The sequence below is a fragment of the Micromonospora sp. SL1-18 genome, assembly GCF_047921505.1.
GTDB lineage: Bacteria > Actinomycetota > Actinomycetes > Mycobacteriales > Micromonosporaceae > Micromonospora.
This window is the reverse complement of the sequence record NZ_JBLROA010000016.1, coordinates 78,105-100,280: the sequence shown is the minus strand read 5'-3', so window position 1 is coordinate 100,280 and position 22,176 is coordinate 78,105. Positions and strand designations below refer to the sequence as shown.

Sequence of the window (22,176 nt, the reverse complement as noted above, 5' to 3'; positions counted from 1 at the left end):
CATCCACCGCCGCATGTACACGGTCGCACAGCTCATAGGTGGAGTGTGGGGTGCCGGGGGCGCGGGAGGCGAGCTGGTCGTACACGATCCGGCCGACGGCTCCCCGGTGACCAACATGCCGGTGGCGACGGCGGACGAGGTGGCCAAGGCGGTCGAGGCCGCCCGGGGCGTGGCGGCGGCGTGGGCGGCGACCGCCCCGGCGGACCGGGCGGCGGCGCTGCACCGGGCGGCGGACGCGGTGGCGGCCGGCGCCGAGGAGCTGGCCCAGGCCACCACGGCGGAGATGGGCAAGCCGCTGGACGACGCCCGCGCCGGCGTGGCGGCCGGCGTCGGCACGCTGCGGCAGTACGCGGAGCTGGGCCCGGTGCGCGGCGGGCGGACGCTGCACGGCGGCCACTCCGCCCTCGACTTCATGGCCCCCGAACCGCGCGGCGTGGTCGCCGCGATCACCCCCTGGAACGACCCGGTGGCGGTCTCCTGCGGGCTGCTCGGTGCGGCCCTGGTCACCGGCAACGTGGTGCTCTACAAGCCGAGCGAACGCACCCCCGCCACCGGCTGGCTGCTGGCCAGGGCCCTGGACTCCGCGCTGCCCGCCGGCGTGCTGTCGCTGCTCACCGGCGGCGGCCGGGTGGGCGCGGCACTGGCCGAGCAGGAAGTGGACGTGGTGGCCAACGTCGGCTCGACCGCCACCGGCCGGTCGATCGCCGCCGCGGGTGCCCGCACCGGCGCCAAGGTGCTGCTGGAGAACGGCGGCAGCGACCCACTGGTGATCGACGCCGACGTGGACCCGGTCTGGGCGGCCGAGCAGGCGGCGCTGGGCTGCTTCGCCAACGCCGGGCAGATCTGCGTCGCGGTGGAACGGATCTACGTGCACCGGGACGTGGCGGAGGACTTCGTCGACGCGCTGGTCGATCGGGCCGAGGCGCTGAGGCTGGGTCCGGGCCGGGACCCCGGCACGCAGCTCGGGCCGCTGGTCGACCGGCGGCACCGGGACCACGTGCACGGGCAGGTCACCGTGGCGGCGGCCGAGGGAGCGCGCATCCGTGCCGGCGGGGAGATCCCGGACGGGCCGGGCGCGTTCTACCCGGCGACCGTGGTCGCCGACTGCCGGCACGAGATGGTCCTGGTCCGCGAGGAGACGTTCGGACCGGTCGCCGCGGTGGTCGTGGTCGACTCGTTCAGCGAGGGACTGCGATGCGCCGCCGACTCCCCGTACGGGCTGGCCGCCACGGTGCTGACCGGCTCGATGAGCCACGCCCAGCGGGCCTGGCGGGAACTGCCGGTGGGCACGGTCAAGGTCAACTCGGTCTTCGGGGGCGCGCCGGGCGGTGCCGCGCAGCCGCGCCGCGGCAGCGGACAGGGCTTCGGGTACGGCCCGGAGCTGCTCGACGAGTTCAGCACGGTGAAGACAGTGCACATCGAGGCCCCGGGCGGGGGTCACTGGTAACCGGCTCGTACGCGAGGAGAGTGGCTGCCCGCCCTGGGCAGCCACTCTTTCCAGGTGCGGGTCAGCGGCCGCGCGCCTTGGCGTTCTCGCGGGTCTTGGTGGTCTGGCGCAGGTTCGCCTTCTGGATCGCCTTCACCAGCTCCGGCTTGGTCATCCGGGACCGGCCCGGCACGTCCAGCTTCTTGGCGACCTCCATCAGGTGCTCCTTGGGAGCGTTGGCGTCCACCCCGCCCGCCGTGGGTGCCCGCCGCGCCGGGCCACCTCCGGCTGCCTGCCGGTCGCTCGGCCCCTTGCGGCCCTTCGGCTCCCAGTGGTCGCCCACCTTCTCGAACTCGTGCTTCAGCGCGGCGAACGCGGTGCGGTGTGCCCGCTGTCCCTCGCCGTACGTCTCCACGGCCGAGTCGTGCGTCTTCGCCCAGGTCCGCTGCGCCTTGTCCGGGGAGCGCCGCAGCGTGCTGGGCAGTACCTCGCGCCCTGGCATCTCGTCCTCCTCCGTCTCGATGGATTCCTTATGACGGTTCCCGCACGCTCCGGCGGCAAACCGGCACCCGGTTTGTCGATTCTCCCGGCGGGGTACCGAACGGCACCAGCGCGCCGTGGCGGACGTGGCGGGCCACGCGCCGCAGGTGCGCGCCGGCGTCGAGGAGGCGGTCATGGGGGCGACGACGGAACCGATGGTCACCGGCCGGCAGCGGGCCCGAATCCCCCGGCAAATACGCCAGCTGAGCTGGTCCACCTGGCGCGGGGTGCTGGCCCGCAGCGGGCGGAACTTCGTCAAGGACAACTGCGCGGACTGGGCGGCGGCGCTGACGTACTACGGGGTGCTGGCCCTCTTCCCCGCCACCGTCGTGGTGGTGGCCCTGGTCGGGCTGGTCTCCGACGGCGAGCGGACCGTCGACACGGTGATCGGCCTGGCCTGGGAGATCGGCGCGGGCTCGGTGGTCGGCAACGACGGCTTCGTCAGCGCCGTACGCGGGGTGGTGGAGCAGCGGGGGTCGGCGGTCAAGGTGCTGCTCAGCTTCGGCCTGCTCGGCGCGCTCTGGTCGGCGTCCGGGTTCATCGGCGCGTTCACCCGGGCGTCCAACGCCGTCTGTCGCGTCGAGGAGGCGCGGCCGTTCTACCGGCTCCGCCCGCTGCAGATCGGCCTGGCCGCGCTGTCGCTGCTGCTGCTCGCCGTGGTCGCCACCGGGCTGATCGTCAGCGGCCCGGTCACCGACGCGGTCGGGGACCGGCTGCACGTCGGCGGGCTGGCACGCATGGTGTGGACGGTGGCGAAGTGGCCGCTGCTCGCCCTGGTGGCGATGACGCTGCTGTCGCTGCTGTTCTGGATCGCCCCGAGCGTCCGGCCGCCCAGGTTCCGCTGGCTCACCCCGGGCGGCGTCCTCGCCCTGCTGGCCTGGGTACTCGTCTCCGCCGGCTTCGGCGTCTATGTCGCCAACTTCGGCGCCTACGACGTGACGTACGGCAGTCTCGGCGCGGTCATCGCCTTCCTGGTCTGGCTCTACCTCTCCAACTGCGCGCTCATGCTCGGCGTAGAGGTCAACGCCGAGCTCCAGCGCGGGCGGGCGACGCGGTCCGGCGCCGGGGACCCGGGCGAGCCGGCGCCGCCGCCACGTGCCGCGGCCGACCTGTGAGCGGGTTCGGCCGGTTCGTGGCCCGATGACCGGCTCGGCCGGCCGCCCCCGGTTTACCGGCGGTCCCCTCGGGCATGTCTGTCGGCATGGAACGTGGCAGCAGCAAGCACTCGCCCAGGGTCGACGACAACATGGTCCAGGACGTCAGCGGCCTCCTGCAGGGGCCGGGGGCGGGCGGCTCCCGCGTCGAGGAGTCCCGTCAGCCGGAGCCCGCGGGCGAGGACCAGCCGGAGCCGAAGACGCTGACGGCCGGCGCGAGCCGCGGCGGCAACCCGCAGGGGATGAGCATGGACGACGTCGAGGCACGCAGCCGCCTCGGCCGGTTCATCACCATGTCGGCCCTGCCCGGGGACCGCGACACCCTGGTGGCCAACGCGCGGGAGAACCAGGCGCCGGCGGACATCGTCGCCGCCCTGGAGGGCCTGCCGGACGGCACCCGTTACCAGACGGTTTCCGAGGTGTGGGCAGCACTCGGACACAAAAACGAGACGACCCGCTGGTGACCGGATCGGCCCACGATCCGAACACGACACCGGCGGAAGGGGGGATCCCGCGATGAGCGGCGTGATGGAGCATGTTGACGTTTCCGTTCCGATCCGCACCGCGTACGACCAGTGGACGCAGTTCGAGGAGTTTCCGCATTTCATGGAGGGCGTCCAGGAGGTTCGACAGCTCTCCGACACGATGACGCACTGGACGATCGAGATCGCCGGTGTGAAGCGCGAGTTCGACGCCGAGATCACCGAGCAGCTACCGGACGAGCGGGTGGCCTGGCGGTCGACCGAGGGCAGCCGGCAGGCCGGCGTGGTGACCTTCCACCGTCTCGACAACGGACACACCCGGGTCACCCTGCAGATGGAGTTCGAGCCGCAGGGCGTGGTCGAGCAGGCCGGCGACAGGTTCGGCATGGTGGACCGCCGCGCCAAGGGCGACCTGAAGCGGTTCAAGCAGTTCATCGAGCGACGCGGCCAGGAGACCGGCGCCTGGCGGGGCACGATCGACCGGCCGACGCCCTGACGTCGCCGATCCGGCCGTTTGCGATCACCGCGCCCGGGTACCGCTGGAGAATGACGGACAACGACCGCCACGTGTGGCGCGACGAGACCCGCACTCCCCTGCACGAGCTGGATCGGGCGCTGGCCCGGTCGACCGTCGACGGGCAGGCCGACGACGTCACCGGCAACGAAGCCGGTGAGGAGGCCGCGTTCGGCCATGGGCCCGAGGCGGTGGACCGCGGGGCCGGCCCGGAGGCCGAGCGGCGGGAGATGACCGACGCGGACCGGGCGTACCGGCCGTCGACCACCGGCCGGACCGGCCCGGACGTGTGAGCGGAGCTCCGGCCGCCGGACACCGCGACTAGCCGTCGGCGCCGGGGCGCGCCTCGTGCCCCGGCCGTCCCCGGCTGCGCCGGCGTTCCTTCATCTCCGCCTCGTAGAGGTGACGCCGGCCGCCGACCAGTTCGTCGCGGGCTCGGCGGTCCAACTCCTGGAAGAGCGCGTGGTACCCGTCGTCGAAGTCCTCGACGATCTGGAAGGTCCAGCGCCCGGCGATCACGTTACGGCCGATCAGGTCCCGGCCGATCCGGTCGGCGATCTCGTGGTGGCCGGCGGACCGGAACAGCTCCACCGCGTCGTCGAGCATCAGGTCGGCATGGCCGATCAGCTGGTGCAGCGAATAGAGGTGCCCACGGGCCCGTTCCACCGCCTCCAGGGCCTCGCTGAGCTTGCCGAGCGCCGTGACGGTCTCGTCACTCACGCCCGCCGGCCGGCGGTGCGCCTCGTCCGGTCCGTCCGCCTGCTGCGCCATCGCGTTTCCTCCACCCGGGTCGCCCCGGGTTTCCTTCTGCCCTCTGACGAGCGGATCAATCCCCTCCGTGCGGCCGGGGGGGCCACGCTCAGCCACCTGAGCGGAACTTTCAGGCCACTCTCCGGATAGGCTGCCGTCATGCCAGGCACGGTTGGGCGGATTCCGACGCCATCTGCACCCACCTCGGGAGCGCCCACGGGCCCGGGTGCCACCGCGTTCGGCACGCCGGCCGCCGCGTCGACCCTCCGGTGGGCCGACACGCCGCTCGGCGCACCCGAGGAGTGGGATCCGGCCGTCCGCGCCGTGGTCGACCTGGTGCTCGCCTCGCCCGTGCCGATGGCCCTGCTCTACGGCGACGACCTGGTCCTGGTCTACAACGAGGGGTACGCCGAGCTGATCGGGGCGCGGCATCCGCAGGCGCTCGGCCGGCCGGCGGCGGAGGTGTTCGCCGACATCTGGCACGAACCGGGCACCGGAGAGGTGATCGAACGGGCGTACCGGCGGGGCGAGCCCTTCCTGGAGCGCGAGGCGGTGCTGCCGGTCGACCGGGACCACACCGGCCCCACCGAGCCGGCCACGTTCACCCGCGGCTTCTCACCGGTGCGGGACAGCGCCGGCCGGACCATCGGCGTGCTCAGCGTGGCCGCGCAGACCACCCAGGTCACCCGACAGTTGCAGAGCCTGAGCGACTTCGCCGCCGCGCTATCCGGCACGCTCACCCTCGACGACGTCGCCCGGGTCACCCTGCGCTACGGCCTCGACGCCTTCGGCGCCGACCAGGTCAGCTTCGGGATCGACGAGGGGTCGGCCTGGCGCATGGTCCGCCGTATCCGGGGCGAACTGCTGGACGAGGCCGACGAACGGCTCCCGCCGTTGTGGCGACGGGTGCCGGCCGACTCGCCCCTGCCGATGGTGGTGACCGCCCGCAGCGGCGTGCCCGTCTTCACCGCCGACGGGCAGCCGTTGCGGGAGTCCGCGGCGGACCGACATGACCAGAAGATCCGGTCGCTCGCCGCCCTGCCGCTGCGCTCGGCGGTGATCCGGGGCGCGCTGGCCGTCGGCTACCAGACGTCGCATCCCTGGTCGCCGGCGGAACGCGCGCTGCTCGCCGCCTCGGCGGAGCTGGTCGGCCAGGCCGCCGAACGGGCCCGCCGCTTCGAGACCCAGCACGGCACCGCCCAACTGCTGCAGCGCAGCATGCTCCCCGAGCGGCTGCCCGACCTGCCCCGGCTGCGCATCGCCGCCCGGTACGACCCGGGCGTGGACGGCAACGCCGCCGGCGGCGACTTCTACGACGCGTTCGTGCTGCCCACCGGCGCGCTCGGCGTGGTCCTCGGCGACGTGGCCGGGCACGACGTCCAGGCCGCCGCCCGGATGGGCCAGGTACGCGCGGCGCTGCGCGCGCTGGCGCTCACCGATCCCCGCCCGGACGCCGTGCTCGCCGGTCTGGACCGGCTGGTCGCCAGCCTCGGCGTCGAGGGCGGCACGCCGGAGCTCTTCGTCACGGTGGTGTTCGGGGTGATCGAGGCCGACCAGGAGCGGATGACCCTGGCCAGCGCCGGGCATCCCGCCCCGCTGATCCGGCGCTGCCCGGTCGACGGCGAGCCAACGGCCGAGTATGTCGAGCTGTCCCCCGGCCCGCCGCTGGGTCTCGGCTACCGCTCGGGCACCACCACCGTGCCGTTCCGGCCCGGCGACACCCTGCTGCTGTACAGCGACGGGGTGGTGGAGCGGCGCTGGCAGGACCTGTCCAGCGGGCTGGCCGGACTGGGCGCGGCGGTGACGGCCGCGAGCAGCGGCGACCCACGGGCGCTCTGCGCGGTGGCCACCGCCGCCGTGCCCGGCGCGACGGAGGACGACGTGGCGGTGCTGGCCGTGGAGCACGCGATCAAGCCGAGCCGCTCGGCCGGCATAAAGGTGCCGGCGGAGCCGACCGCGCCGAGCCGGGTGCGCCACTGGATGAACGCACGGCTCACCGAATGGCAGGTACCCGAGGGGGTGATCAGCGCCGCGGTGCTGTGCACCAGCGAGCTGACCACCAACGCGCTGCTGCACGCCGGCACCGCCGCCCGGGTGGAGATCGACCTGAGTGCGGAACGGCTGCTGGTCTCAGTCGCCGACTCCGGTACCCGGGGTCAGGTGAACCGGGCGCAGACCGACACCCTGAGCAGCCGCGGGCGGGGCCTGGGGCTGATCGAGGAGCTGAGCGACGCGTGGGGCACCGACCCGACGGTGCGCGGCTCGACTGTCTGGTTCGAGATCCTCATCCCGACTGCGTGAGTCGCGCCAGTCGTCCGGTCATCCGCGTGCTCCCTCCGTGGTCGCCGTACCGGTCGGCACGGCCGCTCGCCCGGCGCGGCCGAGCCGTTCGGCGGCGTCAGTGATACAACCCCCGGCATTGACCAGGCCGATGTGCGAGAAGGCCTGCGGGAAGTTGCCCAGCTGCTCGCCGGTGGCCTGGTCGATCTGCTCGGCGTACAGGCCCAGGTCGTTGGCCCGGGCGACGAGCTGCTCGAACATGCGGCACGCCCGGTCCAGCTCGCCGGCCATGGCAAGGCAGCTGACCAGCCAGAACGAGCAGATCACGAAGCCGGCCGGGTCGGTGTCCCAGCGTCGCAGCAGGCCATCCCGGGACAGGTGGTGCTCCACCACGTCCATCGTGGACCGCATCCGGGGGTCGTCGGCGGGCAGGAAGCCGACCAGCGGCATGAGCAGCACCGAGGCGTCCAGGTTGTCCGAGTCGAAGGCTCCGGTGTACGCGCCGAGCCGCTCGTTCCAGCCCCGGGTGAGCACCTCTTGGCGCACCTCGTCCCGGGCCGCCGCCCAGCGGGCCACGTCACCGTCATCGCCGATCCGCCGCCCGAAGCGGACTGCCCGGTCCAGCGCGGTCCAGCACTGCACCTTGGACGACAGGTAGTGCCGCTCGGCATCCCGGGCCTCCCACATCCCGGCGTCCGGCTCGTGCCAGACCCGCACCGCCCGGTCGGCGAGGGCGTGCAGCAGGTGCCGGACCTCGGGCGACATCGGGTCGAGGTAGTGCCGCATCAACCAGGCGGCGTCGAGGATCTCGCCGAGCACGTCATGCTGCCGCTGCCGCCAGGCGTCGTTGCCGACGAAGACCGGCCGGCTGCCGGCGTACCCGGCGAGGTGGTCGAGGCGGTGTTCGGTGAGGTCCCGCTCGCCCTCCACGCCGTACATGATCGGCACGGGCTCGTCGTCGATCCGGCCCATGGCCCGGGACACCCAGGCGAACTGCCGGTCTGCCTCGTCCGGGCAGGCGGCCAGCCAGAGCGCCTGGATGGTGAGGCTGAAGTCGCGGAGCCAGACGAAGCGGTAGTCGTAGTTGCGGTCGCCGCCCAGTTCCTCGGGGAGCGAGGTGGTGGCCGCCGCGACCACTCCGCCGCTGGGCTGGTAGGTCATCCCCTGCACCACCAGCGCGCTGCGCCGCACCTGGTCCCGGTAGAGGCCGCGGTACTGGTCCCGATGCAGGTCGGCCCAGGACCGCCAGCCGGCGACCGCGTCGGCCACCACCTGGTCGGCGTCGGGCAGCGCCGGCTCCCCACCGTCATAGGTCGGCGCGTACCCGAGGGTGAAGTGGTGGGTGGAGCCGGCGCGGGCGGTGAACCGCCCGGACGCGGCACCGTCGCCGCACGTCATCGGAACGTTCGTGCGGAAGCTCAGCCGCGTGCCGCCGGCGACGGCGTCGAGGATGTCCGGGCTGCCGTGGAGGTAGGCGCGGACCCGGCCGTACTCGAAGCGGGGCTCGTACTCCACCCGCATCGGCACCTCACCGGAGCGCCCCTCGACGACCCGGGCGAGCACCCGCGGGGAGCTCAGGCCGATCTCGTGGCCGCGTGCGCCGGGCTCCAGCCCCAGGGCGTCGGTGACGGCCACCGTTCCGGTCCGGGTGGTGAAGACGGTACGCAGCACCAACGTGTCGTCCAGGTAGGACCGTTCGCTGGTGAAATCGTCCTCGGGCCGGATGCTCCAGTGCCCGGCGGAGTCGTCGAGCAGCCGCCCGAAGACCGAGGGGCCGTCGAAACGGGACGGGCACCACCAGTTCACCGCACCGGCCCGGTCGACCAGCGCGGCGCTACGTCCGTCTGCGAGGAACCCGTGCTCGCTGATCCGTCCGGCGTCCACGCCCGTGGCTACCCACCAGGCTCCGCGGCATGCGGGGGGGGGTCGGCCGTCGTCCGGCGCCCTGCGGGCGTTACCGCGTCGGCCTGCCGGGAACGCCGCGTTGACGAAGGAGGATGCTCATGTCCAGACCCTCGACGCCGGCCTGGCGACCCGGGATGCCCGGCGGCGACAACCTCCCGTCCGGTCCGGCTGGTCGTCCCGCCGCCCCGAGCAAGGACGGACACGGACCCCAGGCGGGTCCGCCGACCGTCACTATCGGGTCATACCCGGACTACCCGTCGGCGCAGCAGGTGGTGGACTACCTGGCGGACAACCGGTTCCCGGTGGAGCGGACGTCGATCGTCGGCACCGACCTCACCCTGGTCGAGACGATCACGAGCCGGCTGACCACCGGCCGGGCCGCCCTGGTGGGTGCCGGCGCGGGCGCCTGGTTCGGGCTCTTCATCGGGCTGCTCTTCGGCATCTTCACCGCGGGGAACTGGGTCGCGGTGATCGTGTTGGGGCTGGTGATCGGCGCGATCTGGGGTGCCGTGTTCGGCGCGGTGGCCCACGCGATGGCCGGGGGCCGACGGGATTTCACCTCGTCCAGTTCCCTGCGGGCCAGCCAGTACGCGGTGACCGTGGAGGCCGACCTGGCCGACCAGGCCCGGCAGTTGCTCGCCCGGATGCACCTGACCCCGACCGGCACGGTCGCCCGCTGACTGCGTGGTCCGTCAGTCGTGGTACGCCAGTTCCCCGGCCCGGATCGGGACGTCGACGCGGTTCTCCGGCGGGGCGAGGGGGCAGGCCCAGCGATCGTCGTACGCGCAACTCGGGTTGTAGAGGTAGTTGGCGTCGAGGCGGACCCGTCCACCAGGCAGCACGGTCAGGCCCCGCCCGAAGGTGCCCTTGACCGTGTCGGTCAGGTAGCGCCCGCCCCCGTACGTCTCGGCGCCGCAGGTGGCGTCGCGCAGCGGCACGAACAGCCCGCCCCCGTACGCCTCGATCCACCACACGGTGAGTGGGCCCCACGGCGTCTCGGCCACCGCGACACGGCGGTACCGGACGACCCCGTCGGGCCCGCCGGTGTCGATGCTCTCCGCACCGGACGCGGGCCGCAGCGGGGCCTCGACCACGGCCGCCGGGTCGGGCGGAAACCAGCGCAGCCCGGGGAAACCGGGTCGGTCGGCGGCCGGCAGCGGACTGCACGGATGGGTGCGGAACAGCTCGTCCCGGGCGGCCCGGAACCCGGCCAGGTCCCGGTCGGAGAGGTAGAGCCGGGCCAACCGCTCCCGCCAGTCGAGCAGGTCGAGATCATCCATCCCCTGACCGTAGCCGGACCGATGATCCCCCACCTCGTTCAAATTCCAATAGTAGCTGCCCTCTGGGTCGTTGTCGCGCTGCTCACACACCCGCGAAGGGGCTTGTTTAAATTTGAAGTAGTGCTAATCTCGTAGCCGTGACCGAGAGCCTGAGCCCCGAGCGGATGGCCGCCTGGCGCGCCTACATCGAGGCGAGCCAGCGGCTGTTCACCCAGGTCGAGGACGACCTACGCACGGTGAGCGAGCTGAGCTTCGCCGACTACCACGTGCTGGTGCTGCTCTCCGAGGCGCCGGGGCAGCGGCTACGCATGGGTGAGCTGGCCAGCCGGCTGATCTTCTCGCCGAGCCGGCTGACGTACCAGATCTCATCGATGCAGAAGCGGGGCCTGGTCGCCCGGCAGTCCTGCCCGGAGGACCGGCGCGGCAGCGAGGCCGTGCTGACCGCCGCCGGCCTGCTGGCGCTGCGCGAGGCCGCGCCGCACCACCTGCGCTCCGTGCGCGCCCACCTGATGGACGACCTCGACGACGCCGAGGTCGCCTGCCTCACCCGGGTCTTCGAGCGGCTCGGTCAGCGCCTGCGCGCCGACCGCGACGCGTCGTCCACCCCGGCCGACAACTAAGGAGCCCACGATGCCCGCCATCACCGTCGACGACGTCCTCGTCCTGCCCCGCCTGCCGAAGCTGGACGAGTCCACCACCTTCCGCCCGGTCCGCCGGCTGACCACCGCGCCGAGCGGCTACGAGGGCGAGGGCTTCCCGGTGCGCCGGGCCTTCGCCGGCGTACCGCTGACCGAGCTGGACCCGTTCGTCCACCTCGACCAGATGGGCGAGGTCGACTACGCGCCGGGTGAGCCGAAGGGAACGGCTTGGCACCCGCACCGCGGCTTCGAGACGGTGACCTACATGATCGACGGGATCATGGACCACCAGGACTCGCAGGGCGGCGGCGGGACGATCACCGACGGCGATACCCAGTGGATGACGGCCGGCAGCGGCCTGCTGCACATCGAGGCGCCGCCGGAGCACCTGGTGATGAGCGGCGGCCTCTTCCACGGCCTCCAGCTCTGGGTCAACCTGCCCCGGGTGGCGAAGCTGAGCCCGCCGCGTTACCAGGACATCCGCGGCCGGGAGTCGGCGCTGCTGACCACGCCCGACGGCGGCGCGCTGATCCGGGTGATCGCCGGGGAGATCGCCGGGCACCAGGGCCCGGGCTCGACCCACACCCCGATCACCATCGCCCACGTGACGCTCCAGCCCGGGGCAGAGCTGAGCCTGCCCTGGCGGCCGGACTTCAACGCGCTGGTCTACGTGCTGGCCGGCCGGGGCACCGTGGGCACCGACCGCCGCCCGATCCATCTCGGCCAGCTGGCCGTGCACGGCCCGGGTGACGCGCTGCGGGTCACGGCGGACGCGAAGCAGGACGGCAACACCCCGGCTCTGGAGCTCTACATCATGGGCGGGCAGCCGATCCGGGAGCCGGTGGCGCACTACGGCCCGTTCGTGATGAACACCCGCGACGAGCTGATCCAGGCGTTCGAGGACTACCAGGCCGGCCGGCTCGGCGTGATCCCGGCGGGGCGGCTGCCGCACACGGGCGGCGAGGACGCCCGGCCCTGATCGCTCCACACCAGACGGGCGTCCCGGGCCTGCCCGGGGCGCCCCGCGGTCAGGAGACGGCGAAGATGCCGGCGACCCCGAGGATCACCATCAACAGAACCGCAACCAACGCACCCCGCTCCCCCTCCACCGCCTGGTCGCGGTACTCGGTCACGGTGTTCGTCGTCTCGCCGGGCATGCGGGTGGCCTCCTCCTGGTTCGGCTGGGGTTCGGCGGGGCCGCGCGAAGGGCGCCCGCGACCGGACCAGGGGTGATCGGGGTGCGGAGCCGTCCGGCGTCCTGCCGTGGGAGTTACCCGTTTGGGCGACGGGAAACCTCGCCGAGCCCGCGACTCACGGATGCCCTTGATCGGCTAGGAACCGGACGGGGGAGGCCGCTGCCGGCCCGACGTGCCGGAGGTCCGGTGCCGCCGATGGGTCGTCGAGCGCGTTTGGCCCGGGCGGGTAGGCGAACGACACCCGCGGCGAATAGAAGCCCCCGCAGATCACCAGCGGATTGGCGGGGCGCAGCGCGTAGACCGGGTGCTCCGGCGCGAGAAACTCGACCAATTCGACCTCGAACGGGGTCACCGGCTCCGCCACGTACGGGTGGTCGGCGGTGAGCAGTTCCCCGTCCCGGACGGTCAGGTACCGGTGGTGCCCGCTGCACACCCGGCTGCCGGTGTGCCCGACGCGGGCCACGGTGCGGATGATCGGCGTCCCGTCCGCGCGGGTCTCCGTGGTGAGCCACTCGCCCCGCAGGTCGAGCCGGGTCTCGCCGGGTGCCGCCGGGGCGCCCCGGGCGATGGCGTACGCACGTACCAGCGGGCTGGACGCGAGGTAGTGGGTCCACCAGCCGCCGGGGGTGTCCCCTGCCCGCGGCGGGCCGACGCCATCGAGGGCGAGGCCGAGGTAGGTGAGGGAGTACGCCCCGAAGCCGGAGGTCTGTGACTCGTCGTCCACCACGTACTGCCACAGGAACACCTGGCGATCGGGGCGGGGCCGCAGCCCGACGGGCACGAGCGCCGCGGCCGCGTCGGGGTCCGCCGGGAGCCAGCTGAACTGGAGCGCCCGGGCGTTGACGACGAGTTGCGGAGCGGCGGGATCGAGCACGACGCGCCTCCGTAGACCGGATATACCAGCGACGGTACGGACGGTCCCGTCAGCGAGACAACAACCGAAAGCTGACAATGCGAGCCGCCTGTCGGTTTTCTCATTGGCCGAACGGCCGACAGTGCGGCCCTGACCGGGCAGTCAGGCATGGACCGCCAGAAACGCATCGTACTTTCGGCTAGATTTTCGCTGGCCAATCGGGTTAGGGTGGCTTCCGAACGGACCAACTGAAGCTGAACTGAAGCCTCATGTCTCTTCCTCGCAGACGAGGTGCAAGGGAGGACCACCCATGACTGCGCACACGATCAGCGAGCAGCGGACCACACCGCCGTCCACGGTCGAGAAGCTCGACACCCGCGCGCTCACCAACAGCGCCGCCGATCTGCTCAACGCGATGGCCGCGCTACCCGCCAACCATCCGTCGCGCCCCGCGATGCGCGACAAGGCGATCGAGGCCTGGCTGCCGCTCGCCAACCACCTCGCCCACCGCTACAGCGGCCGGGGCGAGCCCACCGACGACCTGGCGCAGACCGCCGCGGTCGGCCTGATCAAGGCGATCGACAAGTTTGACCCCTCCCGGGGCGTCGACTTCGCCGGCTACGCCATCCCAACGATCATCGGCGAGCTCAAGCGGCACTTCCGCGACCGCACCTGGGATGTCCGGGTGCCCCGTCGTCTCCAGGAGCTGCGGCTCGCCATCTCCGACGCCAACAGCGCGCTGTTGCAGAGCCTCGGCCGTTCGCCGACGGTCGCCGACGTCGCCGCCCACCTCAACCTCACCGAGGAAGAGGTCCTGGAGGGCCTCGAGGGCGCCCGCGCCTACAACGCGGTGTCGCTGTCCACCCCGACCGGGGAGGGTGACCGGGCCACCGAGCTGGGCGACCTGCTCGGCGGTGAGGACGTCGAGTTCGAGCTGGCCGAGCTGCGCGTCGCCCTGGGCCCGGCGCTGGCGACGCTGGACGAGCGGGAGCAGAAAATCCTCACGCTGCGCTTCTACGGCAACCTGACTCAGTCGCAGATCGCCGAGCAGGTCGGCGTGTCGCAGATGCACGTGTCCCGGTTGCTGGCCCGGGCGTTGACGAAGCTGCGCGGGCAGCTCGACGGAACGTACTGACGGGTGGAAGGCGGTGGTCGGGCCGACCGGCCCGACCACCGCCGCGTTTACGCGGCCCGGTCGGCGGTTCGCCGGCCGGGCCGTACTCCGTTCCATGCGGTGACCGGCAGACCCGATCTCAGTGGGCGGCCGACGGGCGTGCCGCGTACCGCTCACCCTTCCGGGTCGCGCCACATCGGATAGAAGGGGGCACCGTCGGGGACGCGGAACGGCTCGGCGGCCCGGTAGCCGTGCCGGGCGTACAGGTCGCGGCTGCGCTCGCTGCTCGCCTCCAGGTACGCCGGCACACCCTCGACGTCGAGCAGGGCGTGATGGTGCCGCAGCAGCGCGGTGCCCAGCCCCCGGCCCTGCCGTTCCGGCACGACCGCCAGGAACGCCAGATGGTGGTGGTCGGCGTGCGGGTGGTGTGCCTCGAACAACTCGTCGAGGTGCTGGAACCGCGGCGTCCACTCGCCGCAGGCGGCGGCGAGCCGGGCGTCGTAGTCGGTCGGCGGCGGGGCCGGCTCGCCCGTCTGCGGGAACCAGACCGCGACCGCCGCCCGGTCGGCGGTGCCGTGCACGATCCCGTGCCGCATCGCGTGGTCGACCAGAATCTCGAAGTTGCCGGCGAGCACCGCCTTCCGCTTCGCCTCGTCCGGCACGAGCCACCGGGTGACGGGCAGGGGCCGGAAGGCCCCGGCGATCCGCTCGGCGACCGACCGGGTCTCCGCCGGGCCCAGCCGCTCGACCGGCACCTCGGTCACCGGGCCACCTCCGCCCCCACCGGGGCCACCTCGTCGGAGTCCCGCGGCAGACCGGCGACGGCGCTCTCCGCGCCCAGCCCGATCCGGGCGTACACGTCCGGCCGCGAGGCGCGCAGCACCAGCCCCCAGAGCAGCCCGAGCAGCGCCGCAACCGGGTAGACCGCCGGGATCCTCCAGCGCAGCGGCGAGTCCGGGTCGACCCCGAGCAGGTTGGCGAAGTTGTTCACCGCGACCACGATGATGGCGACCAGCGCGATCGCGGCGAGGGCGGGGGCGATCGCCCGCCGCCACAGCGTCTCCTCGGTACGGGTCCGGGCGAAGAAGGCGATCACCGCCACCGCGGTGGCGGTGATCAGCAGCAGCACGCCGAACCCGCCGCCGGTGCCGCCCCAGAAGAACAGCTGCACCAGCGGGTCCCAGCCCTTGACCGCGTAGAGGACGATCACGACCAGTCCAAGGGCGCTCTGCGCCAGCGAGGCGACCCGCGGGGCCCCGGTCAGCGGCGAGGTCCGCCCGAACAACGCCGGCAGCACCCGCTCGCGGCCGAGCGCGAAGGCGTACCGGGCGGTGGTGTTGTGGAACGAGATCATCGCCGCCAGCAGCGAGGTGAGGAAGAGCGCCTCGCCGATGGCCACCGCGGTGTCGCCGAAGTGCGCGCCGGCGAGACTGAAGATCAGGCCCGTGCTCTGTTCACGGGACTCCTCGACGATCCGGTCCGGCCCGGTGGCGACGGTCATCGTCCAGGCCGAGAAGGCGTACATCCCGGCGATGATCGCCACCGACAGGTACGTGGCCAGCGGGACGGTCCGCCTCGGGTCCTTGCTCTCCTCGCTGAACACCACCGCGGACTCGAAGCCGGTGAAGCCGGTCGTGGCCAGCACCAGGATCGCGCCGACCCCCGGCACCAGCAGGTTGTCCGGCGACAGATTGGCGAAACTGATCGAGCCGCCGGCCGGGTGGGTGACCTGCCCCAGGTCGAAGACGAGGATCACCGCGATCTCGGCCAGCAGCAGCACGGCGAGCACCAGGGCGTTCACGTCCACCCGCAACACGCCCAGCACCGCGACCAGCGCCCAGGCCACCAGGGCCACCACCCACCAGGCGGGCGATCCCCCGAAGAGCCGGCCCAGCACAGGCTCGGCGGCCGCGCCGATCGCGCCGTAGAGCCCGACCTGCAGCGCGTTGTACGCGATCAGCGCGACCCACGCGGCGCCGACCCCGGCGGGTCGGCCGATCCCACGGGCGATGTACGCGTAGAACGCGCCGGCATTCGTCAGCCGGCGGGCCATCGCCACGTAGCCGACCGCGAAGAGGGTGAGCACCACCGCGACCGCCAGGAACGCCAGCGGGATGCCGGTGACCCCGGTGACGGCGTACCCCGTGGTGATCAGGCCGGCCACCACGGTCAGCGGGGCGGCGGCGGAGAGGACGAAGAAGATGACCGACGGTACGCCGAGCCGGCCACGGGCCAGGGCCTCGGAGACGTTGCTCGGACGGTCGGCTGTGATTGTGGGAGGCATGGGGGCTGCTCCGGTGGGAAGGGGGAATGGGGGCGGGGACCCGGAGGTCAGGGCACGCCGCGCAGCACCGCGGCGCCGACGGCGGCCTCGGTGTGCCCGACCAGTTCCTTCAGCGGCGCGGGCAGCGCCGGGATGAGCGCGCTTAGCCGTTGGTGGGCCTGCGGTCCGGCGCTGAACAGCACCTCGCGGGTCAGCCCGGTGGCGGCGACCAGGCCAAGCAGCAGCGCGTCCGGCACGGCGATGGGCTCCGGGCGGTCCATCAGGGTCCACAGCCGAGCCGCCGGCCAGGCCGCCGTGTTCGCGTCGACCGGTACGTAGCTGACGCTGGTCCGCAGCAGCCGGCGGTTCTCCTGGCGGCGCAGCACCCCGGCACGGGCCAGCCGCTCGCCGACCGCGCTCACCCCGGTCTGGGCCAGGAAGCTCAGCCAGGTGCGGACCGCCCGGTGCTGGGACTCGCCCATCAACTGGTCGAGCACGGTGTGCGCGAGCGCGTCGTCCGGTGGCCGGCGGTCGATCACGGTGACCAGTCCGGATTCGATGGTGATCCGTCGGAAAAGGAGCAACTCGCCGAGGAGGCCGGCGGCGAGCCCGAGCCCGGTGGCCGCCGGGTGCAGCTTGGCCTTGCCCCGGCTGTCATTGTGGGCGATCAGGAAGAACTCGTCAGCGATGAGCAAACGAGCCTCCTGGCTGTCCAGAGACAATCGATACCGCGAAGAGAATGCACCGCAGGCTCCGGCAATGCAACTCCCACCTTCGATCGTTGCACTCCGTACCGGAACGACCTGCGGATCTTGCCGTTGCAGACTCGGAGGGTGACCGGCCCGGGAACTCCGCCAACTGCGCGAGCCTGAGCACCGGATGCGAGAGTGGGCACGTGCTCTCCGACGTGGCCCTCGACCTACCGGTCCGGGCGGTGCTGCCGGCGCTGGTCGAGGCGCTGGCCACCGCCGGCGCGGCGGTCCTGGTGGCGCCGCCCGGCACCGGCAAGACCACCCTCGCGCCGCTGGCGGTGGTCGATGAGGTCGCCGGTCGGGTGGTGGTCGCCCAGCCCCGCCGGATGGCCGCCCGGGCCGCCGCCCACCGGATGGCCGCCCTGCTCGGCGAGCGCGTCGGCGGCCGGATCGGGTACGCCGTACGCGGCGAGCGCCGGGTCGGGCCGGACACCCGCGTCGAGGTGGTCACCACCGGCCTGCTGGTGAGGCGGCTGCAACACGACCCCGAGTTGCCCGGGGTCGGCGCGGTGCTGCTCGACGAGTGCCACGAGCGGCAGCTCGACGCCGACCTGGCGCTGGCCTTCAGCGTGGAGGCCAGGGCCGCGCTCCGGCCGGACCTGTGGCTGCTGGCGATGTCCGCCACTCCGCCCGCCGACCGGTTCGCCGCGCTGCTGGCCGGGCCCGACCGGCCCGCGCCGGTGGTCCGGGCCGAGGCGTCCCTGCACCCGGTGACCCGGATCTGGGCGCCCCCGCCCCGGCCGGTCGCCGCGCCGGGGGCAGGACGGGTCGACCCGGCACTGCTCGACCACGTGGCCGCCACGGTCCGGCGGGCGCTGCGCGAGCGGGACGGGGACGTGCTCGTCTTCCTGCCCGGTGCCGGCGAGATCACGGCGGTCGCCGCCCGCCTGGCCGACCTGCGCGACGCCGTCGCCGTGCTGCCGCTGCACGGCCGGCTGCCCGCCGCGGCGCAGGACGCCGCGCTGTGGCTCCGACCGGTCGGGACCGACGCGCCCGACGGCTCGGCTCGACCGTTCCGGCTCGACGGTTCGGACGCCGCGCCGCGCCCGGAAACTGCCGACCGGCGGCGGGTCGTGCTGGCCACCGCGGTGGCGGAGAGCAGCCTGACCGTGCCCGGGGTACGCGTGGTGGTGGACGCCGGGTTGAGCCGGGTGCCCCGTACCGATCTGGCTCGGGGGCTGGGCGCGCTGGTCACCGTGCCGGTATCCCGGGCGGCGGCCACCCAGCGGGCCGGCCGGGCCGGGCGGGAGGCCCCCGGCGCGGTCTACCGGTGCTGGTCGGAGGCGACCCACGGCCACCTCGCCCCGCAGCCCGAGCCCGAGATCGCCACCGCCGACCTCACCGGGTTCGCGCTCGAGCTGGCCGCATGGGGCGACCCGGACGGCAGCGGGCTGGCGCTGCCCGACCCCCCGCCGCCGGCCGCCCTCACGGTCGCCCGGGAGTCCCTGACCACGCTCGCCGCGGTGGACGCGGGCGGCCGGATAACCGCGCGGGGGCGGGCCATCGCGGCGGCCGGGACCCATCCCCGGCTGGCCCGGGCGCTGCTGGACGGGGCGGAACGGGTCGGCGCGGACCGGGCCGCCGAGGTGGTCGCGCTGCTCGCCGAGGAGACCCGCACCGGCGCCGGCGACGACCTCACCGCCCTGTGGCGCCGGCTGCGCGGCAACGCCGACCCCGCCGCCACCGCGCGCTGGCGCGCCGAGGTACGCCGCCTCCGCGCCGCCCTGCCCACCGGGCCACGGACTACCCCCGGTACGGACCGCCTACCCGATGACCTCGCCGCCGGGCTGCTGGTCGGGCTGGCGTACCCGGAGCGGCTCGCCCGGACGCGCCGGGTCGGCGGGTCCGCGTACCTGATGGCGGGCGGGACCGCCGCGGAGCTGGCGGCCGGGTCGGCGCTGGCCGGGTCGACGTGGCTGGCGATCGCGGTGGCCGACCGCTCCCCCGGCGCGCCGAGCGCCCGGGTGCGACTCGCCGCCCCGGTGGACGAGGCGACCGCGCGGGAGGCCGGCGGGCCGCTGCTGCGCACCGACCGAGAGGTCGGCTGGTCGGGCGATGACGTGGTGGCCCGGGAGGTCGTCCGGCTCGGCGCGATCGAGCTGGCCGACCGGCCCCTCGCGGCGCCCGACCAGGAGTTGGTCGCCGATGCCGTGCTGGCCGGGCTGCGCCGGGCCGGGCTGGGCCTGCTGACCTGGACGCCGGAGGCGACCGCACTGCGCCGGCGGCTGGCCTTCTGCCGGCAGGCGCTCGGCGACGAGTGGCCGGACGTGTCCGAGGCTGCGCTGCTCGCCGGCGCGGCCACCTGGCTGGGCCCCGAGCTGGCCGGGGCGAGGCGCCGGGCCGACCTGGCCCGCATCGACGTCGCGGCGGCGCTGCGCCGGCTGCTGGACTGGCGGCAGGCGGCCCGGCTGGACGAGCTGGCACCGGAGCGGCTGCCGGTGCCCAGCGGCTCCCGGATCCGGGTGGACTACGCCGACCCGGCCACCCCGGTGCTCGCGGTCAAGCTTCAGGAGACCTTCGGCTGGCGGGACGCGCCACGGATCGCCGACGGCCGGGTGTCGGTGCTGCTGCACCTGCTCTCGCCCGCCGGCCGGCCGGTGGCGGTCACCGCCGACCTGGCCTCGTTCTGGCAGGTGGGCTACCCGCAGGTCCGGGCGGAACTGCGCGGGCGCTATCCACGGCATCCGTGGCCGGAGGACCCGACCACCGCCGAGCCGACCCGGCGGGCCGCGCCGCGCCGCCGCTGATCCCGGCTACTCGTCGACCACGTCGGCGATCACCACGGTCACGTTGTCCGGGCCGCCGGCCCGCAGCGCCAGGTCGATCAGCTTGGCCGCGCACGCCTGCTGGTCGGCGTACCCGCCGAGCACCTCGGCGAGGGTGTCCGCGCGGACCATGTTGGAGAGGCCGTCGCTGCACAACAGCCAGCGGTCGCCGGCCCGGGGCACCATCGTCGCGTACGCCGGGGAGACCTCGTCGCCCTGCAACGCCTGGGTCACCACCGCCCGCCGGGGGTGGCTGCTCGCCTCCTCGGGGGTGATCACGCCCTGGTCGACCAGCATCTGCACGAAGGTGTCGTCGCGGGTGATCTGCTTCAGCACGCCCTCGCGGAACAGGTACGCCCGAGAGTCGCCGACGTGGGCCAGGGCCAGGCAGCTGCCGGTGCGGGCGAAGAGCAGCGCGGTCAGGGTGGTGCCCATGCCCTGGCGTTCCGGATCCTCCGCGACGGCCTGCCGGATCCGCGCGGTGGCCAGCTCGATGCCGCCCTGCAGGGCGGCGACCAACGCGTCCTCGGGCGTCTCCACGTCCAGCGGGGTGACCGCGTCGATGGCGATCCGGCTGGCCAGGTCACCGGCGGCCATGCCGCCCATGCCGTCGGCGACGGCGACCAGCCAGCTGCCGGAGTGCTGGGCGTCCTGGTTCCCACTGCGGATCAGCCCACGGTCGCTCGCCCCCAGGGAACGAAGCTTCAGGGTCATGGGAGGCAGCCTGCCAGGCGAAGGGCGCAGTTGTCTCTACAGCGTGTCTCAATAGTCAGTTGGATCATGAGATACCGCCCTTCTCGGGCGTCCCTGCCGTCACGGACATTCGTGTCGGCAGGGTTCCTCCGTCATCGGGGCTGGTTTCACCGGCGCGTGGGCGCCGGCCAGAGCCGTCCCCTCGGGAGGCGTTGGTGACCGGGCCTCGTACTTCGGGGTCCCGGGTCTGGGCATACTGTTCCTCGGCCCAGACGGCGAGGTTGACCGCCGCGTTGACATCCCGATCCGCCGTATGCCCACACGTCTCGCAGCGGAAGACACGCACCGACAGGGGCAGGGCAGGGCCGACGGTGCGGCAGGCACTGCACATTCTGGTGGACGGATATCACCGAGGTGCCGCTGTGGCCTGCCCGCCCCGCCAGCGTTGTTTGTAGCCGATGATGCGGGCCAGATCAGCCCAACCCGCATCGGAGATGGCGACGGCCAGACGCCGGTTACGCAGCATGCCGGCGGTGTGCAGGTCTTCCAGAACCAGCCGGTCGTGGGTCTTGACCAGCCGGTTGGCGACCTTGTGCAGGAAGTGTCGACGGATGTTCGCGACACGCAGGTGGGCACGGCCCAGCCGGGCGACAGCCTCAGCCCGGTTACGCGAGCCTCGCTGTTTGCGGCTGACCTGGCGGGACAGACGCCGTAGCTTTGGCAGGGCGGCCCGCAGCGGGCGCGGCACATCATCGACACGCGCCACCTCCCGGCCGGTGATGTCGGCGGCCACGACGAGAGCGGCAAGACCTCGATCGACGCCCACCCAACCACCACCGCCATCGACGTCGGGGCGGGCCGGGTGCTGGCGGGCGGGATGCAGGTCCGCCGCCTCCACCGTCACGGTGACGGTCCACCGACCCGCCCGAGCAGAGACGGTGGCATACCGGACACAGGCCCGGCCGGTGCGGATCATCCGCCGGAGCCGACGGGTGTCCTCCCGCACTGCCAGGACCCCGACTACCGGCAGACAGACACTCCGAGGCCCTGCCGTCGGATCCCCCACCCGGATGCTTGGCCGACCTTTGGTGGTTTTGCGGCGGATCCGGAACGACGGGCGGGTGCGGCTCTTGCGTTTGAATGTCGGGAACCCCACCCGACGGCCCGCCCGTTTCCCCCCACGGGAATCCGCCCACGCGGCCAGGCCACGGCCCAGGTCGACAGCGGCTTCCTCACACACCTGCTGACACACCAGCGCCCGCCACGACAACCCCGTCACCACTGTCTCGGCCGAACCGGCCGAGTCGACCACGAAACGGCGGCCCGCCGCAGCCGAGGTTTTCCACGAGTTGAACGCGTTGATCAGGTCGAAACCCGACCACGGCACCACCACCGACCCGCCCCGATGCTTCGCATCCAGGGCCTCCTTCACCAGAGCCAGGCACTGGTTGAACGCGAACCGAGCCGCCCCCGCATGACGGCCCAACACCACCACCTGCGACGGCGATGCGTCGACCGTGAACCGGAACGCGGTAAACCTCCCCACAGCCCCACACCATGCCCGCCACCTA

General features: G+C 73.4%; 22 protein-coding genes and 1 pseudogene. 11 read left to right on the top strand and 12 right to left on the bottom strand.

What is annotated here, in order from left to right:
- Nucleotides 1-13: 13 nt before the first annotated feature.
- Nucleotides 14-1,447 (top strand): aldehyde dehydrogenase family protein, encoded by a 1,434-nt coding sequence (locus tag ACNAW0_RS10830; RefSeq protein ID WP_416287618.1) that lies wholly within the window; start codon nt 14-16, stop codon nt 1,445-1,447.
- A 61-nt stretch (nt 1,448-1,508) separates the two neighbouring features.
- Here ACNAW0_RS10830 and ACNAW0_RS10825 read toward each other — a convergent pair whose 3' ends face one another.
- The gene (locus tag ACNAW0_RS10825; RefSeq protein ID WP_416287617.1) at nt 1,509-1,928 is read right to left on the bottom strand and encodes a ChaB family protein; all 420 of its coding nucleotides are present in this window, start codon (nt 1,926-1,928) and stop codon (nt 1,509-1,511) included.
- 172 nt (nt 1,929-2,100) lie between these two features.
- On the opposite strand from ACNAW0_RS10825, the gene ACNAW0_RS10820 reads away from it, so the two are divergent.
- From ACNAW0_RS10820 to ACNAW0_RS10805, 4 genes are all read left to right on the top strand, one after another.
- Nucleotides 2,101-3,081, top strand: a complete 981-nt coding sequence (locus ACNAW0_RS10820) for a YihY/virulence factor BrkB family protein (RefSeq protein WP_416287636.1) — start codon at nt 2,101-2,103, stop codon at nt 3,079-3,081.
- Between the two features lie 86 nt (nt 3,082-3,167).
- Nucleotides 3,168-3,584 (top strand): DUF2795 domain-containing protein, encoded by a 417-nt coding sequence (locus ACNAW0_RS10815; RefSeq protein ID WP_416287635.1) that lies wholly within the window; start codon nt 3,168-3,170, stop codon nt 3,582-3,584.
- Between the two features lie 52 nt (nt 3,585-3,636).
- On the top strand, nt 3,637-4,098 hold the full coding sequence (locus tag ACNAW0_RS10810) for an SRPBCC family protein (protein WP_416287616.1): 462 nt from the start codon (nt 3,637-3,639) through the stop codon (nt 4,096-4,098).
- Between the two features lie 50 nt (nt 4,099-4,148).
- Complete coding sequence (locus ACNAW0_RS10805; RefSeq protein WP_416287615.1) at nt 4,149-4,409, top strand: hypothetical protein; 261 nt, start codon at nt 4,149-4,151, stop codon at nt 4,407-4,409.
- A gap of 28 nt (nt 4,410-4,437) precedes the next feature.
- Here the strand turns inward: ACNAW0_RS10805 and ACNAW0_RS10800 are convergent, their stop codons facing one another.
- On the bottom strand, nt 4,438-4,887 hold the full coding sequence (locus ACNAW0_RS10800) for a hypothetical protein (RefSeq protein ID WP_416287614.1): 450 nt from the start codon (nt 4,885-4,887) through the stop codon (nt 4,438-4,440).
- A 138-nt stretch (nt 4,888-5,025) separates the two neighbouring features.
- On the opposite strand from ACNAW0_RS10800, the gene ACNAW0_RS10795 reads away from it, so the two are divergent.
- On the top strand, nt 5,026-7,167 hold the full coding sequence (locus tag ACNAW0_RS10795; RefSeq protein WP_416287613.1) for a SpoIIE family protein phosphatase: 2,142 nt from the start codon (nt 5,026-5,028) through the stop codon (nt 7,165-7,167).
- 18 nt (nt 7,168-7,185) lie between these two features.
- Here the strand turns inward: ACNAW0_RS10795 and ACNAW0_RS10790 are convergent.
- A pseudogene (locus tag ACNAW0_RS10790) lies at nt 7,186-9,033 on the bottom strand (glycoside hydrolase family 15 protein); the annotation flags it as partial.
- Nucleotides 9,034-9,149: 116 nt separating this feature from the next.
- On the opposite strand from ACNAW0_RS10790, the gene ACNAW0_RS10785 reads away from it, so the two are divergent.
- Nucleotides 9,150-9,731 carry a general stress protein gene (locus ACNAW0_RS10785; protein ID WP_416287612.1) on the top strand — a complete coding sequence of 194 codons (582 nt, stop codon included), beginning with the start codon at nt 9,150-9,152 and terminating at the stop codon, nt 9,729-9,731.
- 12 nt (nt 9,732-9,743) lie between these two features.
- Here the strand turns inward: ACNAW0_RS10785 and ACNAW0_RS10780 are convergent, their stop codons facing one another.
- Complete coding sequence (locus ACNAW0_RS10780; protein ID WP_416287611.1) at nt 9,744-10,331, bottom strand: DUF1684 domain-containing protein; 588 nt, start codon at nt 10,329-10,331, stop codon at nt 9,744-9,746.
- A gap of 137 nt (nt 10,332-10,468) precedes the next feature.
- Between ACNAW0_RS10780 and ACNAW0_RS10775 the strand changes: the two genes are divergently transcribed.
- Both ACNAW0_RS10775 and ACNAW0_RS10770 read left to right on the top strand, forming a co-directional pair.
- Nucleotides 10,469-10,951: a MarR family winged helix-turn-helix transcriptional regulator gene (locus ACNAW0_RS10775; RefSeq protein ID WP_416287610.1), complete on the top strand. Its 483-nt coding sequence runs from the start codon at nt 10,469-10,471 to the stop codon at nt 10,949-10,951.
- Between the two features lie 10 nt (nt 10,952-10,961).
- Nucleotides 10,962-11,948, top strand: a complete 987-nt coding sequence (locus ACNAW0_RS10770; protein WP_416287609.1) for a pirin family protein — start codon at nt 10,962-10,964, stop codon at nt 11,946-11,948.
- Nucleotides 11,949-11,997: 49 nt separating this feature from the next.
- Here the strand turns inward: ACNAW0_RS10770 and ACNAW0_RS10765 are convergent, their stop codons facing one another.
- Complete coding sequence (locus ACNAW0_RS10765) at nt 11,998-12,126, bottom strand: hypothetical protein (protein ID WP_416287608.1); 129 nt, start codon at nt 12,124-12,126, stop codon at nt 11,998-12,000.
- 154 nt (nt 12,127-12,280) lie between these two features.
- Nucleotides 12,281-13,039 (bottom strand): hypothetical protein, encoded by a 759-nt coding sequence (locus ACNAW0_RS10760; protein WP_416287607.1) that lies wholly within the window; start codon nt 13,037-13,039, stop codon nt 12,281-12,283.
- Between the two features lie 289 nt (nt 13,040-13,328).
- On the opposite strand from ACNAW0_RS10760, the gene ACNAW0_RS10755 reads away from it, so the two are divergent.
- Nucleotides 13,329-14,153, top strand: coding sequence for a SigB/SigF/SigG family RNA polymerase sigma factor (locus ACNAW0_RS10755; RefSeq protein WP_416287606.1), 825 nt, complete (start codon nt 13,329-13,331; stop codon nt 14,151-14,153).
- Nucleotides 14,154-14,305: 152 nt separating this feature from the next.
- Here ACNAW0_RS10755 and ACNAW0_RS10750 read toward each other — a convergent pair whose 3' ends face one another.
- From ACNAW0_RS10750 to ACNAW0_RS10740, 3 genes are read right to left on the bottom strand one after another with little or no spacing between them, the layout of a single operon-like run.
- Nucleotides 14,306-14,896, bottom strand: a complete 591-nt coding sequence (locus tag ACNAW0_RS10750; RefSeq protein WP_416287605.1) for a GNAT family N-acetyltransferase — start codon at nt 14,894-14,896, stop codon at nt 14,306-14,308.
- Nucleotides 14,893-16,416, bottom strand: coding sequence for an APC family permease (locus ACNAW0_RS10745; protein WP_416287604.1), 1,524 nt, complete (start codon nt 16,414-16,416; stop codon nt 14,893-14,895). Before ACNAW0_RS10745 ends, ACNAW0_RS10750 begins: the two co-directional genes overlap by 4 nt.
- Before the next feature lie 47 nt (nt 16,417-16,463).
- Complete coding sequence (locus tag ACNAW0_RS10740) at nt 16,464-17,090, bottom strand: GOLPH3/VPS74 family protein (protein WP_416287603.1); 627 nt, start codon at nt 17,088-17,090, stop codon at nt 16,464-16,466.
- 200 nt (nt 17,091-17,290) lie between these two features.
- On the opposite strand from ACNAW0_RS10740, the gene ACNAW0_RS10735 reads away from it, so the two are divergent.
- Nucleotides 17,291-19,894 (top strand): ATP-dependent RNA helicase, encoded by a 2,604-nt coding sequence (locus tag ACNAW0_RS10735; protein ID WP_416287602.1) that lies wholly within the window; start codon nt 17,291-17,293, stop codon nt 19,892-19,894.
- Nucleotides 19,895-19,900: 6 nt separating this feature from the next.
- Here ACNAW0_RS10735 and ACNAW0_RS10730 read toward each other — a convergent pair whose 3' ends face one another.
- The 3 genes from ACNAW0_RS10730 to ACNAW0_RS10720 all read right to left on the bottom strand — a co-directional run bounded on the left by ACNAW0_RS10730 (nt 19,901) and on the right by ACNAW0_RS10720 (nt 22,151).
- On the bottom strand, nt 19,901-20,626 hold the full coding sequence (locus ACNAW0_RS10730; protein WP_416287601.1) for a PP2C family protein-serine/threonine phosphatase: 726 nt from the start codon (nt 20,624-20,626) through the stop codon (nt 19,901-19,903).
- A 64-nt stretch (nt 20,627-20,690) separates the two neighbouring features.
- The gene (locus ACNAW0_RS10725) at nt 20,691-20,996 is read right to left on the bottom strand and encodes a zinc ribbon domain-containing protein (RefSeq protein ID WP_416287600.1); all 306 of its coding nucleotides are present in this window, start codon (nt 20,994-20,996) and stop codon (nt 20,691-20,693) included.
- Between the two features lie 15 nt (nt 20,997-21,011).
- Nucleotides 21,012-22,151, bottom strand: a complete 1,140-nt coding sequence (locus ACNAW0_RS10720; RefSeq protein WP_416287599.1) for an RNA-guided endonuclease InsQ/TnpB family protein — start codon at nt 22,149-22,151, stop codon at nt 21,012-21,014.
- Nucleotides 22,152-22,176 lie beyond the last annotated feature (25 nt).

What these genes read in the sequence shown, in the direction of transcription:
- ACNAW0_RS10730 (WP_416287601.1), bottom strand. Translation starts at nt 20,626, where the DNA reads ATGACCCTGAAGCTTCGTTCCCTGGGGGCGAGCGACCGTGGGCTGATC.
- ACNAW0_RS10725 (WP_416287600.1), bottom strand. Translation starts at nt 20,996, where the DNA reads ATGTGCAGTGCCTGCCGCACCGTCGGCCCTGCCCTGCCCCTGTCGGTG.
- ACNAW0_RS10805 (WP_416287615.1), top strand. Translation starts at nt 4,149, where the DNA reads ATGACGGACAACGACCGCCACGTGTGGCGCGACGAGACCCGCACTCCC.
- ACNAW0_RS10800 (WP_416287614.1), bottom strand. Translation starts at nt 4,887, where the DNA reads ATGGCGCAGCAGGCGGACGGACCGGACGAGGCGCACCGCCGGCCGGCG.
- ACNAW0_RS10825 (WP_416287617.1), bottom strand. Translation starts at nt 1,928, where the DNA reads ATGCCAGGGCGCGAGGTACTGCCCAGCACGCTGCGGCGCTCCCCGGAC.
- ACNAW0_RS10755 (WP_416287606.1), top strand. Translation starts at nt 13,329, where the DNA reads ATGACTGCGCACACGATCAGCGAGCAGCGGACCACACCGCCGTCCACG.
- ACNAW0_RS10780 (WP_416287611.1), bottom strand. Translation starts at nt 10,331, where the DNA reads ATGGATGATCTCGACCTGCTCGACTGGCGGGAGCGGTTGGCCCGGCTC.
- ACNAW0_RS10770 (WP_416287609.1), top strand. Translation starts at nt 10,962, where the DNA reads ATGCCCGCCATCACCGTCGACGACGTCCTCGTCCTGCCCCGCCTGCCG.
- ACNAW0_RS10765 (WP_416287608.1), bottom strand. Translation starts at nt 12,126, where the DNA reads ATGCCCGGCGAGACGACGAACACCGTGACCGAGTACCGCGACCAGGCG.
- ACNAW0_RS10810 (WP_416287616.1), top strand. Translation starts at nt 3,637, where the DNA reads ATGAGCGGCGTGATGGAGCATGTTGACGTTTCCGTTCCGATCCGCACC.
- ACNAW0_RS10795 (WP_416287613.1), top strand. Translation starts at nt 5,026, where the DNA reads ATGCCAGGCACGGTTGGGCGGATTCCGACGCCATCTGCACCCACCTCG.
- ACNAW0_RS10745 (WP_416287604.1), bottom strand. Translation starts at nt 16,416, where the DNA reads ATGCCTCCCACAATCACAGCCGACCGTCCGAGCAACGTCTCCGAGGCC.
- ACNAW0_RS10830 (WP_416287618.1), top strand. Translation starts at nt 14, where the DNA reads ATGTACACGGTCGCACAGCTCATAGGTGGAGTGTGGGGTGCCGGGGGC.
- ACNAW0_RS10785 (WP_416287612.1), top strand. Translation starts at nt 9,150, where the DNA reads ATGTCCAGACCCTCGACGCCGGCCTGGCGACCCGGGATGCCCGGCGGC.
- ACNAW0_RS10815 (WP_416287635.1), top strand. Translation starts at nt 3,168, where the DNA reads ATGGAACGTGGCAGCAGCAAGCACTCGCCCAGGGTCGACGACAACATG.
- ACNAW0_RS10820 (WP_416287636.1), top strand. Translation starts at nt 2,101, where the DNA reads ATGGGGGCGACGACGGAACCGATGGTCACCGGCCGGCAGCGGGCCCGA.